The organism is Sphingomonas immobilis (assembly GCF_030580995.1).
GTDB classification, from domain to species: domain Bacteria; phylum Pseudomonadota; class Alphaproteobacteria; order Sphingomonadales; family Sphingomonadaceae; genus Sphingomonas; species Sphingomonas immobilis.
This window is the reverse complement of sequence record NZ_JAUQSZ010000006.1, coordinates 203016-215240: the sequence shown is the minus strand read 5'-3', so window position 1 is coordinate 215240 and position 12225 is coordinate 203016. Positions and strand designations below refer to the sequence as shown.

Sequence of the window (12225 nt, the reverse complement as noted above, 5' to 3'; positions counted from 1 at the left end):
GATTGCTTTCCTTTTCGCTTAACGCAGCGCGTCGATTTCGCGGGCGACCCGCTCGGCGGGATCGGTGGCGATCCGCTCGAGCACCGCGATCCGCTCTTCCAGTCTCGAAACCTGGCCGACGAGCCGCTCGTTCTCGGTGGATAGCAGGTGGATCTTGCGCTCGGCCTCGATGTCGGAGGCACCGTGGCCACGCAGGCGGCTGGGCTTGTCGATCGGCTGACCGTGCTTGGCGCGGATCAATGCCTTCACGATGCCGGCGCACATCACCATCGCGACGATCGCAAGGACGAAGAGTTTGCCGTCGGTCATGTCGATATTCCCTGTTGAAGTGGTTCAGCGCAGCGCGTCGATTTCGCGGGCGGTCCGCTCGGCGGGGTCGGTGGCGATGCGTTCGAGCACCGCAATCCGCTCCTCCAGCCGGCTGATCTGCCCCGCCTGGCGCTCGTTCTCGCTGATGAGGAGCGCGATCCGGCGGTCGGCATCGGGTCCGCTCGCGCTGACCGTGCCGCCCCATTCATTCTCCACCGGGTAGCCGTGACGGGCACGGATCCAGCTCGAGATCACCCAGCCGAAGGTCGAGATCGCGATGATCGCGAGGACGAATTCGGGTCCGTTGAAACTCATCGGTCGATCCTTCCTTCAGGCTCAGCGCAGGCTGTCGATTTCGTCGGCCAGGCGGTTGTGGCGGCTGGTGTACATCATCTCGATGTCGGCGAGGCGGCGGTCGAGATCGCGGAACTTCGAGCGGACTTCCGCCGTCGACCGCGTGGGGTTGCTGCGGACGCCCTGCCAGAATTTCTGGTCCTCGGGGCCTTCATAGAGGCCGCTGGGCTTGGCATCGGCCATCCAGGCGACGAGGAAATAGGCGATGAAGGTCCAGGGGAAGCCCCCGGCGATCGTCAGCAGGATCGCACCGACGCGGACCCAGGTGACATCGACGCCGGTGTAGTCGGCGATCCCCGCGCACACGCCCGACCATTTGCCGTTGTGCTTGTCGAGGTAGAATTTGGTGCGGCTCGCACTCATGGCTCAGTTCCTCCGTGAAGGGTCGAATTCGGGGTTGGGTTCGGCGATCGACTGGCCCGGGCGCCAGCCCGGATGATCGGCGGCGATGATCCGCTCCACCGTCGCGACGCGGTCTTCGAGACGGCGCGCGAGGAAGTGGAGCTCGTCGAGCAGCTTCTCGTCTTCGTTGGTGATCTTGGGTGCCTGCTTCCACTTGGTCACGTAGTGCAGGATCACCCAGGGCATACCGACGAAGAGCAGGCCGCAGACGAAGACCGGGACGATGATGTCCTCCATCTCAGCCCTGCCCGCCCATGCGGGCCTTCAGCGCGGCGAGCTCAGCCTCGACCTTGTCGGCCGCCTTCAGCTCGGCGATCTCTTCCTCCAGGCTCTTGGGCTCGGCACCCAGCCCGGCGGCATCGGCGCGGCCCTCGGCGAGATCGACGCGGCGTTCCATCGTCTCGAAGCGCGAAAAGGCGTCCTGCATCCGCGGGCCGGTGTAGAGCTCACGCAGCTTGTAGCGGTTCTGCGCGCTTTCCAGCCGGGTGACGATCGAGTTCTGCCGGGTGCGGGCCTCGCGCAGCTTGGTCTGCAGCTTGTTGATATCCTCCTCCGAGGACTTCAGCGCCTCGTCGAGCACGCCGATCTCGTTCGACAGATGCTCGCTCATGTCGGCGGCCTTCTGCTTCTCGACCAGGGCGGCCTTGGCGAGATCCTCGCGGCCCTTCGACAGCGCCAGCTCGGCCTTCTCGGTCCAGCTGTCCTGCAGCTTGCCGAGCTTGTCGATGTGGCGGCGCATTTCCTTCTGGTCGGCGATGGTGCGCGCGGCGGAGGCGCGAACCTCGACCAGCGTCTCTTCCATCTCGAGGATGATCATGCGGATCATCTTCGCCGGGTCTTCCGCCTTGTCGAGCAGGTCGGTGAAGTTGGCGGCGATGATGTCGCGGGTCCGGGAAAAGATACCCATAACGAAGTGGCTCCTTGATCTAACGCATCCGCCTGTCGGCGTACGGTTTCAGCAATGCAGGAGGCGTGCCAATTTCAAAAATGACAGTTTTGCGCGGGTTTCCGTTTATCTGTTGTTCAGCTTGGCAAATCGCGCTTGCCAAGGCTTGGGAAATTACGCCAAGGCTTGGGAATGGCAATGGAGCGCGTGACTCAAGTGATCGGCCAGTCGGGGCCGTTTCTCGATGCGCTGGAGCGCGCGAGCCGCGCCGCCGCGCTCGATCGTCCGGTGCTGGTGATCGGCGAGCGCGGGACGGGCAAGGAACTGGTGGCGGAGCGCCTGCATCGCCTCTCGCCAAGGTGGGACCAGCCGCTCGTCATCATGAACTGCGCGGCCCTGCCCGAGACGCTGATCGAGGCGGAATTGTTCGGGCACGAGGCGGGCGCCTTCACCGGCGCGACCAAGGCGCGGCAGGGGCGCTTCGAGGAAGCGCACGGCGGCACGCTGTTTCTCGACGAGCTCGGCACCTTGTCGATGGCGGCGCAGGACCGGCTGCTGCGCGCGGTCGAATATGGCGAGGTGACGCGGATCGGTTCCTCGCGGCCGCTGCGTGTCGATGTACGCATTGTTGCCGCTACCAACGAGCATCTGCCCGACAAGGTCTCGCGCCATCAGTTCCGCGCCGATCTGCTCGACCGGCTGTCGTTCGAGGTCGTGACCTTGCCGCCCTTGCGCGCGCGGCCCGGCGACGTGCCGGTGCTGGCCGATCATTTCGGGCGGCGCATGGCCTCGGAAATGGCGCGCGACTGGGACGGCTTCTCGAAGGCGGCGATGGCACAGCTTGTCGCCTACGACTGGCCCGGTAACGTCCGCGAGTTGCGCAACGTGGTGGAGCGCGCGGTCTATCGCTGGGAGATCGAGGGGCCGATCGAGGTGATCGAATTCGATCCCTTCGCCTCGCCGCACCGCCCGCGTGGGGTCGCAGGGGCGACGGTGATCGCCGAGACCGCGCCCGAGCCTGCCGCCGCGGCCGCGCCGGTCGAGGAAGCGGCCGATTTCAAGACGCGCATCGCCAATTTCGAACGCGACCTGCTGCAAAAGGCGATGGCCGAACACCGTTTCAACCAGCGTGCGACGGCGGACGCACTCGGCCTGAGCTACGACCAGTTGCGGCATGCGCTGAAGCGGCATGGGCTGATCACGGCGGGAGCTTGAGCCCCATACGTCATCCCAGCGAAAGCTGGGATCTCTTGGCTTTGGCGATGCGCGCTCCAGCAGGGAGACCCAGCTTTCGCTGGGGTGACGATGCCGGTTGATGCGAACGATTCGCATCTAACGTACTGCGATTCATTCTCAATTCCGAATCGGTTGCGTAATGATCGTCACGGACCCATTTCGACCGCCGAGGCGTTTCGCCCCCGCATTCCCGATCTGCCAAGGAGGACCTTATGGCTTTCGAACTTCCCGCGCTGCCGTACCCGAAGGACGCGCTCGCGCCGACCATGTCCGCCGAGACGTTCGACTACCACCACGGCAAGCATCACAAGGCCTATGTCGACAAGACCAACGGCTTCGTCACCGAGAAGGGCCTTGAGGGCAAGAGCCTCGTCGAGGTGATCAAGCACGCCAAGGAAACCGGCGACAAGGGCCTGTTCAACAACTCCGCGCAGATCTGGAACCACACCTTCTTCTGGAATTCGCTGACGCCGGACTATGCCGCACCGTCGGGCAAGCTCGCCGAGCTGATCACCGCCGAGTTCGGGTCGACCGAGGAGCTGGTGAAGAAGCTGGTCGCGGAATCGACCAATCACTTCGCAAGCGGCTGGGGCTGGCTGGTGCTGGAGGGCGACAAGCTCAAGGTGACGTCGCTGCACGACGCCGACACGCCCGTGGTCTACGATTACAAGCCGCTGCTGACGATCGACGTGTGGGAACACGCCTATTACATCGATTACCGCAACGCGCGCCCGGGCTATCTCGGGGCGCTGACGGGGAAGATCCTCAACTGGAAATTCGCCGAACAGAACCTCGACGGCGAGGGCGTGAGCCGGGCCGACCAGGCTGGCTGATTGCTGACCTTCAATGGTTGAAAAGGGGCCGGGGACCGCATGGTTTTCCGGCCCTTTTTTGTGCCGTCGCCCCGGCGGAGGCCGGGGCCGCTGCGTTTGGGGCAAACCGCGCTTCAGATAACATAGCGGCCCCGGCCTGCCGGGGCGACGTTAGAGACGCTCACCCCTCCGGCGGAACCTCGGGCGCCTGCTCATCACCGAGGTTGAGGCCGTGCTTCATCAGCATCGGAATATTTGCCAGCGCGAAGATCACCGAAAGGATCGCGCAGCCGGGGAATTTGTACCACAGCCAGGCGTTCCAGCCTGCATCCTTGCCCCACAGCGCCAGCGTGCCGCGCCACACCGCCTCATTGGCGACCGCCATCAACAGGAAGAACACCGCCCAGTTGCGCGTCACCTTGCGCCAGCCCTCGGCATCGAGGCCGGGATAGGCGGCGCTGAGCAGCATCTGGAGCAGCGGCCGGCGGGTGATGAGCCCGAACAGCAGGATACCGCCGAGCAGCGCGTAGACGAAGGTCGGCTTCATCTGGATGAACTGCTGGTCGTGGAAATAGATCGTCAGCCCGCCGAACACGAGCACCAGCACCCCGGTGATCCACAGCATCGGCGAGATCGAACCGAGCCTGATGAGTGAGAAGAGGAGGGCGGCGATCTCGGCGATCATGAAGGCGATGGTCGCGGTGATGACCTTCACCAGCGTCGGGCCGGGCGTGAGGAAATTCACCGCGAAGAACACCAGCAGCGGCGCGTAATCGACGATGACGCGCGTGAGCGGCGCGCTTTTCTGGGCGGGATCAGCCACGGCGCACGCCCTCCACCCCGGCAATGATGCGCGAGACTTCGTTGGCGTCGAACGGGCGGAGGTCGCCCATGCCCTCGCCGACGCCGATCGCGTGGATCGGCAGGCCGTATTTCTCCGCCGCCGCGACGAGGATGCCGCCGCGCGCCGAGCCGTCGAGTTTGGTCATCACGAGGCCCGTCACGCCCGCCGTCTCCTTGAACACCTCGATCTGCGACAGCGCGTTCTGCCCCGTCGTCGCATCGAGCACGAGCAGCACGTCGTGCGGGGCGGCCGGGTTCAGACGCCCCAGCACGCGGCGGATTTTCGACAGCTCGTCCATCAGCTCGCGCTTGTTCTGCAGCCGACCGGCGGTGTCGACGATCAGTACGTCGGTGCCGATCTCGGTCGCCTGCTTCACCGCCTCGTAGACGATGCCGGCCGCGTCGCCGCCCTCCTTGCCGCGCACGAGAGGCACGCCCGCGCGGTCGGCCCAGGTCTGGAGCTGGCCGATCGCGGCGGCGCGGAACGTGTCGCCGGCGGCGAGCATCACCGCGTAATCCTGCTCCTTCAGCCAGTGCGCGAGCTTGGCGATGGTGGTGGTCTTGCCCGATCCGTTGACGCCGATGACGAGGATCACCTGCGGGCGCGGGAAGGCCTCGATCTCGAGCGGCTTGGCGACGGTTTCGAGGACCTTCTCGATCTCCTCGGCGACCGTCAGCCGGATGCCGAGATCTTCCATGTTGCGCTCGAACGACCCGGCAGCGAGCCGGGCGCGAATGCGCGCGGAGGTCTCGGGGCCGAGATCGGAAGCGATCAGCGCCTCCTCGATATCATCGAGCGTCGCATCGTCGAGCGGCCCGGTGCCGAGCCCGACGAGATTGCCGAGCAGCCGGTCCGACGTGCGCCTGAACCCGCCGAGGAGGCGGTCGTGCCAGCTTGGATTGGTGCTCATGCCGGTATTCCTGAGAGGCGCGCGCCGTCGGAGGCGGTGACTAGAATTTGCGAAACGCACCCCACGTCCGTTCGCCCTGAGCTTGTCGAAGGGCTGCCTTTCTTTCCCGGAAGAAAGGGCAGGGCCTCGACAGGCTCAGCCCGAACGGGGAGGGGGAAGGAAATCTCGGCAAAGGCGGGTGTATGCCCCCGGTCCCCCGGCCGCTCGACCAGTATCTCCTGCGTCGTGCCGACGAGGCTCGCCAGCCACGCCGCCTTGCGTTCCGCCGCCGCCGCGCGAAGTTCCGCCGCGCGTGCCTTGCGCACTTCGGGACGGACCTGCGGCATGCGTGCGGCGGGCGTGCCCTCGCGCGGGGAATAGGGGAAGATGTGCGCGTGGACCACGTCGCAATCGTCGATCAGCGCGCGTGTGTTGGCGAACATCGCGTCGTCCTCGGTCGGGAAGCCGGCGATCAGGTCGGCACCGACCGCGATGTCAGGGCGGGCGGTCTTGAGGCGCGCGACCACCGCGACGGCCTGCGCGCGCGAATGACGGCGCTTCATGCGCTTGAGGATCATGTCGTCGCCGGCCTGGAAGGAGAGATGGACGTGCGGCATGACGCGGCGCTCGCCCGCGATCAGATCGAACAGGCGGTCGTCGATTTCGACGGAGTCCAGCGAGGAAAGGCGCAGGCGCTCGACCTTCGTATGAGTCAGGATACGTTCGACGAGCTGGCCGAGGCTCGGTCTGCCTGGGAGGTCGGGGCCGTAGCTGGTCAGGTCGACGCCGGTCAGCACGACCTCGCGGTAGCCTGCGTCGGCGAGGGCACCGATGCGTTCGATCACCGCGCCGGCGGGCACTGATCGGCCGTTGCCGCGCCCGTAAGGGATCGCGCAGAAGGTGCAGCGATGGTCGCAACCGTTCTGCACCTCGACGAAGGCGCGCGCGTGTTCGGCGAAGGCGGATGCGAGATGCGGCGCGGTCTCGCGCACCTGCATGATGTCGCCGACGAGGACGGGTTCGAACGCTTCCCAGGCGTGTGACGACAGCTTCTCGGCATTGCCGATCACGCGGTCGACCTCGGGCATCGCCGCGAAGCCGGCGGGGTCGATCTGCGCGGCGCATCCCGTCACGACGATCTCCGCGCCCGGCCGCTCACGGCGCGCGCGGCGGATCGCGGCGCGCGTCTCGCTTACCGCCGCGTTGGTGACGGCGCAGGAGTTGACGACGACGGTGTCGCGTTGGCCGAGCAACGCGCGGATCGTCTCGCTTTCGGCGATGTTGAGCCGGCAGCCGAGGCTGACGATCTGGGGTACGGACATGGGCTGCGATCTAGGGGCGGGCGGCCTTCATGTCCACTTAACCCGCGAGCCGCTGCTCCCGGAGCTGGCGGCGGTCGAACAGCAGGCGGCGTGTGACGGCGACGTCCGCGGGGCGGCCGTAGAGATAGCCCTGGCCGCCGGTGCAGCCGAGCGCACGCACGCGCTCCTCGGTTGCGGCATCAGCCACGCCCTCGGCGGTGACCGGCACGTTGAAACATTCGCCCAGCCGCGCGACGGCGTTGACGATCGCCGCGCTCTCCGGATCGTCGCGCATCGCGAGCACATGGCTGCGGTCGATCTTGATGCGGTCGAATTCCAGCGCGCGGAGGTGGGCGATGCCCGAATAGCCCTTGCCGAAATCGTCGAGCGCCAGCCGTACGCCCTGGTTCTTCAGGCTGCCGAGAATCGATTGCGCCATCGCGAGATTGTCGAACAGCGCGCGCTCGGTGATCTCGATCTCCAGCCGCCCGGCGGGGAAACCGGTTTCGGCAAGCAGCTTGATGATCTTCTGCGCGAACCACGCATCCTTGAGCTGGCGCGGCGCGATATTGATCGAAATGACGAGCGCCGGATCCCAGTCGCGCGCCGCCAGCAGCGCGAGCCGTGTGACGGCGAGCGAGAGATCGGCGATGAGCCCGGTCTTTTCGGCGAGCGGGATGAAGGCGGCGGGTTCGAGCAGCCCGCGTTGCGGATGCTGCCAGCGTGCCAGCACTTCGAAGCCGGTCAGGTCGCCGGTCGCGAGATCGACCTGTTGCGCGAAATAGGGGACGATCTCGCCGTGCGGGATGGCGGCGCGCAGTTCCGCCTCCAGCACCTTCGTCTCCAGCAGCGCGTGTTCCATCGCCGGATCGAACCAGACGAGACGGTTGCCGCCCGCGTCCATCGCCGCCTGCGTGGCGATATCGGCGGGGCGGATCAGCGCGTCGACGCCGGCGCAGTCGGCGTCCGAGCGCGCGATGCCGATCGAGGCGCTGACGTTGAGGATCAGGCCCTCGCACGTCAACGGCTGGGCAAGGCGGCTGACGATCCGCTCGGCGGCGAGCGTGACGGGCTCGGGATGGCCTGCGTCGAACAGTAAGGCGCAGGCGAATTCGTCGGTGCCAATGCGTGCGGCCAGCGATCCGCCGGGCAGCGCGGCGGTAATCTCGGCCGCGACCTGTCGCAGCAGCGCGTCGCCGCCCGCCGCGCCGTGCAGGTCGGTGATCGCCTTGAAGCGATCGACGTCGATCATCATCAGCGCGACCGCCTTGTGTCGCCTGGCGGCGGCGGCGAGCAAGGTCGCGCCCTCTTCTCCGAGGCTGCGGCGATTGAGCAGGCCGGTGAGCGGGTCGCGCAGCGCAAGCTGGTACGCGCGCTCGTCCGGGGCGGGAAGCTCCTCTTCGACGGTGAGTTCGCGGTGGCGGAACCAGCTGAACAGGATGAGCGCGACGTTGAGCAGCAGCGCGACCACCAGAAACGCGCCGACCGGCTGCCCGCTGAGGGCGCGCGACAGCAGCACGCTGCCCGTTGCCACGAACAGCAGGATCGCGCTGAACGTGATCGCGGCGATCCACAGCATCTGACGATCGTGCTTCAGAAACTTCATCTACGCGTGCGCCCCGCAAATTCCCTGGCGCGGCAATCTCATGCGAGCCGTGTATTTGGGGTTAAGCCCGCGAGAGGTTGCGTGTCGGGGCGATCGGCGCTATTGGCCCCACCGATCGTTTCCCCAGTGGATTCGTAAAGGCTCGCCCCACGGGGCTACGCCGGCCGACGAGGTTTCGTCCGCCGGCGTCTTTTGCGTTTTTGCAGGCGGCGGCGTGAAACGGAAGGTTTTTTGATGTTCGAGAGCCTGAGCGACCGTCTTGGCGGTGTGTTCGATCGGTTGCGCGGCCGTGGTGCGCTGACCGAGGCGGACGTGCGCGCGGCGATGCGCGAGGTGCGCGTCGCGCTGCTCGAGGCGGACGTCGCGCTGCCGGTTGCGCGCGAATTCGTCGACAAGGCGACCGAACTCGCGGTCGGCCAGAACGTGCTGCGCTCGGTCACGCCGGGGCAGCAGGTCGTCAAGATCGTCAACGACGCGCTGGTCGAGATGCTCGGCGGCAGCGATCATGTCGCCGATCTCGAAATCGGCGTCACGCCGCCCGCCGTCATCATGATGGTCGGCCTGCAGGGCTCGGGCAAGACGACGACGACCGCCAAGATCGCGAAGCGGCTGGCTAGCGGACAGAAGGATCTTGGCACCGGCGGGCGCTCCTCGAAGAAGGTGCTGATGGCGTCGCTCGACGTCAATCGCCCGAACGCGCAGGAGCAGCTCGCGACCTTGGGCACGCAGATCGAGGTGGCGACGCTGCCGATCGTGGCGGGGCAGCAGCCGGTCGATATCGCAAGGCGGGCGCTGCAGGCGGCGAAGCTGCAGGGTTACGACGTGCTGATGCTCGACACGGCGGGGCGTCTGCACGTCGACGCCGCGCTGATGGAGGAGATGCGCGCCGTCGCCGAGGTGGCGAAGCCGGCCGAAATCCTTTTGGTGGTCGACGCGCTGACCGGGCAGGACGCGGTCAACGTCGCCAAGTCCTTCTCGGATCAGGTGCCGCTTACTGGCGTCGTGCTCACCCGCATGGATGGCGACGCGCGCGGCGGTGCGGCGCTGTCGATGCGCGCCGTCACCGGCAAGCCGATCAAGTTCGCCGGCACCGGCGAAAAGATGGACGCGCTCGAGCCGTTCCACCCCAGCCGCGTCGCCGGCCGCATCCTCGGCATGGGCGACGTCGTCAGCCTCGTCGAGCGCGCGGCGGAATCGATTCAGCAGGAAGATGCCGAGCGGCTCGCCGCGCGGATGGCGAAGGGCCAGTTCGATCTCAACGATCTGCGCGCGCAGCTCCAGCAGATGACCAAGATGGGCGGCCTCGGCATGCTCGCGGGGATGATCCCGGGCATGAAGAAGGCGCAGGCCGCGGTCGATCAGGTCGGCGGCGACAAGGTGCTGCTGCGCATGGATGCGATGATCGGATCGATGACGGCGAAGGAACGCGCCAAGCCGGAGCTGCTCAACGCCAAGCGCAAGATCCGCATCGCCAAGGGCAGCGGCACGACCGTGCAGGACGTCAACAAGCTGCTCAAGATGCACCTCGAAATGGCCGGCGCCATGAAGAAGCTGCGCAAGATGGGCGGGCTGAAGGGCATGGCGGCGATGTTCGGCAAGGGCGGCGGCGGCATGGGCGGTGGCGGCATGGGTGGCCTCGGCGGCGCGGGCGGCCCCGATATCGCCGGGTTGCTCGGCGGCAACGGTGGGGGCGGGCTTCCCGGCCTCGGCGGTGGCGGCGCCAAGCTGCCCCCCGGTTTCGAGAATTTGATCAAGAAGAAGTGACGGCCTGAGCCGTCATCCCGGCAAAGGCCGGGATCTCAGGCGGCAAGGGCGCAACCGACAACCACAAGACCCCAGCTTTCGCTGGGTGACGAGATAAGAGAAGAAGGAACTACAATGGCAATCAGCATTCGTCTGTCGCGCGGCGGCTCCAAGAAGCGCCCGTATTACCGCATCGTCGTGGCCGACGCGCGCAGCCCGCGCGACGGCAAGTTCATCGAGAAGATCGGCACGTACAACCCGCTGCTCGCCAAGGATGACGAGAAGCGCGTGATCCTCGATACCGAGCGCGCGAAGCACTGGGTCAGCGTCGGCGCGCAGCCGACCGACCGTGTCGCCCGCTTCCTCGACGTCGCCGGCGTCAAGGAGCGTCCGGCGCGCAACAACCCGAACAAGGCGAAGCCGGGCGAAAAGGCGACCGAGCGCGCCGAAGAGCGTGCGACGAAGCTCGCCGAGGCCGAAGAGGCGAAGACCGCAGCTGCTGCGGCCGCTGCGGAGGCTGCTGCCGCGCCCGCTCCCGCCGAGGAAGAGGCTCCCGTCAACGAGGCGACGCCTGACAGCGACGCTGGCGACACGGGCGCGGTCGAAGGCGAGAGCGCCGAGGCACCGGCCGAGGGCTGATGTCCGCTGATCGGCCCGTCACGCTCGCCGTCGTCATCGGCGCGCACGGTGTGACGGGCGAGGTCCGGCTAAAGGTCTTCACAGGAGACCTTGCCGCCTACAAAGTGCTCAACGGCGGCGCGCTGACGCTCAAGTCGGCGCGCCCCGGCAGCAACGGCACGATCGCGCGCTTCGCCGAAGTGACCGATCGCAACGCAGCCGAGGCGATGCGCGGCACCGAACTGACCGTGCCGCGATCGGCTTTGCCCCCGCTCGCCGAGGGCGAATATTACCATGCCGACCTGATGGGCCTCGCCGTCGTCTCGACGGACGGCGAAGCGATCGGCACTGTCGTCGCGATCGACGATTTCGGCGCGGGCGACGTGATCGAGATCGAGCGGCCCGATGGAAAGCGCTTCATGGCCCCGATGAACGCCGACGCCGTGCCCGAATGGGATGCGGCCCGGCTCGTGCTGAGCGCTGATTTCGTGGCATGACCTTCGCCGCCACGATCCTCACCCTTTATCCTGAAATGTTTCCCGGCCCCCTTGGCGCGTCGCTGGCGGGGCGGGCGCTGGCGGAGGGGAAGTGGAGCCTCGATGCGAGGAACATCCGCGACTTTGCGACCGACAAGCACCGCACCGTGGACGATACGCCGGCAGGCGGCGGGGCGGGGATGGTGCTCCGCGCGGACGTGCTGGCGGCGGCGATCGACAGCGTCGCCACGGGCGCACCGTTGCTCGCCATGACGCCGCGCGGCGCGCCGCTGACCCAGGCCCGCATCCGCGCGCTCGCGAGCGGGCCGGGCGTCACCATCCTCTGCGGGCGGTTCGAAGGGTTCGACGAGCGGATTTTCGAAGCGCGTGGCATCGAGGAAGTGTCGATCGGCGACTATATCCTCTCCGGCGGGGAAATGGGCGCGCTGGTGCTGTTAGACGCTTGCATTCGGCTGCTTCCCGGCGTAATGGGCGCGCCTTCCAGCGGGGATGACGAGAGCTTCGAAAGCGGCCTTCTCGAATATCCGCATTACACCCGACCTTATGAATGGGAAGGGCGCACGATCCCCGAAGTGCTGCGATCGGGGGATCATGCGAGGATCGCGGCATGGCGAAAGCTCATGGCCGAGACCGAGACACGGCTACGGAGGCCGGACCTTTGGGAGCGCCATGAGGGCGCTCGGGTCCAGTCTCCCTCTGGCGCGCGGCGAGAGAAAAAGGACGCATGA

Annotated in this window: 15 protein-coding genes; 6 read left to right on the top strand and 9 right to left on the bottom strand. The window is 66.9% G+C overall.

Translation table 11 applies throughout. The features are described 5' to 3' along the window. Nucleotides 1-18: 18 nt before the first annotated feature. From Q5H94_RS10775 to pspA, 5 genes are read right to left on the bottom strand one after another with little or no spacing between them, the layout of a single operon-like run. Entirely contained in the window at nt 19-309 is a 291-nt protein-coding gene (locus Q5H94_RS10775; protein ID WP_304561266.1) for a hypothetical protein, read from the bottom strand. A 24-nt stretch (nt 310-333) separates the two neighbouring features. Further along, entirely contained in the window at nt 334-624 is a 291-nt protein-coding gene (locus Q5H94_RS10770; RefSeq protein WP_304561265.1) for a hypothetical protein, read from the bottom strand. Between the two features lie 21 nt (nt 625-645). Then, nucleotides 646-1026 carry an envelope stress response membrane protein PspC gene (gene pspC / locus Q5H94_RS10765; RefSeq protein WP_304561264.1) on the bottom strand — a complete coding sequence of 127 codons (381 nt, stop codon included), beginning with the start codon at nt 1024-1026 and terminating at the stop codon, nt 646-648. A 3-nt stretch (nt 1027-1029) separates the two neighbouring features. After that, nucleotides 1030-1302: an envelope stress response membrane protein PspB gene (gene pspB / locus Q5H94_RS10760; protein ID WP_304561263.1), complete on the bottom strand. Its 273-nt coding sequence runs from the start codon at nt 1300-1302 to the stop codon at nt 1030-1032. 1 nt (nt 1303) lies between these two features. Beyond that, complete coding sequence (pspA, locus tag Q5H94_RS10755) at nt 1304-1972, bottom strand: phage shock protein PspA (RefSeq protein WP_304561262.1); 669 nt, start codon at nt 1970-1972, stop codon at nt 1304-1306. A 177-nt stretch (nt 1973-2149) separates the two neighbouring features. Here pspA and pspF point away from each other — a divergent pair, with 177 nt between their 5' ends. Both pspF and Q5H94_RS10745 read left to right on the top strand, forming a co-directional pair. After that, nucleotides 2150-3166 (top strand): phage shock protein operon transcriptional activator, encoded by a 1017-nt coding sequence (pspF, locus tag Q5H94_RS10750; protein WP_304561325.1) that lies wholly within the window; start codon nt 2150-2152, stop codon nt 3164-3166. A gap of 233 nt (nt 3167-3399) precedes the next feature. Then, entirely contained in the window at nt 3400-4020 is a 621-nt protein-coding gene (locus Q5H94_RS10745; protein WP_304561261.1) for a superoxide dismutase, read from the top strand. A 160-nt stretch (nt 4021-4180) separates the two neighbouring features. On the opposite strand, the gene Q5H94_RS10740 is transcribed toward Q5H94_RS10745, so the two are convergent. The 4 genes from Q5H94_RS10740 to Q5H94_RS10725 are packed head-to-tail and all read right to left on the bottom strand — an operon-like array spanning nt 4181 to nt 8639. Further along, entirely contained in the window at nt 4181-4822 is a 642-nt protein-coding gene (locus Q5H94_RS10740; RefSeq protein WP_304561260.1) for an inner membrane-spanning protein YciB, read from the bottom strand. After that, nucleotides 4815-5753 carry a signal recognition particle-docking protein FtsY gene (gene ftsY / locus Q5H94_RS10735; protein ID WP_304561259.1) on the bottom strand — a complete coding sequence of 313 codons (939 nt, stop codon included), beginning with the start codon at nt 5751-5753 and terminating at the stop codon, nt 4815-4817. The genes Q5H94_RS10740 and ftsY overlap by 8 nt, the downstream gene beginning before the upstream one ends. Next, the gene (gene mtaB / locus Q5H94_RS10730; RefSeq protein ID WP_304561258.1) at nt 5750-7054 is read right to left on the bottom strand and encodes a tRNA (N(6)-L-threonylcarbamoyladenosine(37)-C(2))-methylthiotransferase MtaB; all 1305 of its coding nucleotides are present in this window, start codon (nt 7052-7054) and stop codon (nt 5750-5752) included. Before mtaB ends, ftsY begins: the two co-directional genes overlap by 4 nt. A 37-nt stretch (nt 7055-7091) precedes the next feature. Then, a complete protein-coding gene (locus Q5H94_RS10725) occupies nt 7092-8639 on the bottom strand; it encodes a putative bifunctional diguanylate cyclase/phosphodiesterase (RefSeq protein WP_304561257.1) in 1548 nt (515 codons plus the stop codon). A 234-nt stretch (nt 8640-8873) separates the two neighbouring features. Here Q5H94_RS10725 and ffh point away from each other — a divergent pair, with 234 nt between their 5' ends. From ffh to trmD, 4 genes are all read left to right on the top strand, one after another. Further along, a complete protein-coding gene (gene ffh / locus Q5H94_RS10720; RefSeq protein ID WP_304561256.1) occupies nt 8874-10403 on the top strand; it encodes a signal recognition particle protein in 1530 nt (509 codons plus the stop codon). 114 nt (nt 10404-10517) lie between these two features. Beyond that, nucleotides 10518-11021 carry a 30S ribosomal protein S16 gene (gene rpsP / locus Q5H94_RS10715; protein WP_304561255.1) on the top strand — a complete coding sequence of 168 codons (504 nt, stop codon included), beginning with the start codon at nt 10518-10520 and terminating at the stop codon, nt 11019-11021. Beyond that, on the top strand, nt 11021-11497 hold the full coding sequence (gene rimM / locus Q5H94_RS10710; protein WP_304561254.1) for a ribosome maturation factor RimM: 477 nt from the start codon (nt 11021-11023) through the stop codon (nt 11495-11497). The genes rpsP and rimM overlap by 1 nt, the downstream gene beginning before the upstream one ends. Further along, nucleotides 11494-12225, top strand: a complete 732-nt coding sequence (gene trmD / locus Q5H94_RS10705) for a tRNA (guanosine(37)-N1)-methyltransferase TrmD (protein ID WP_304561253.1) — start codon at nt 11494-11496, stop codon at nt 12223-12225. The genes rimM and trmD overlap by 4 nt, the downstream gene beginning before the upstream one ends.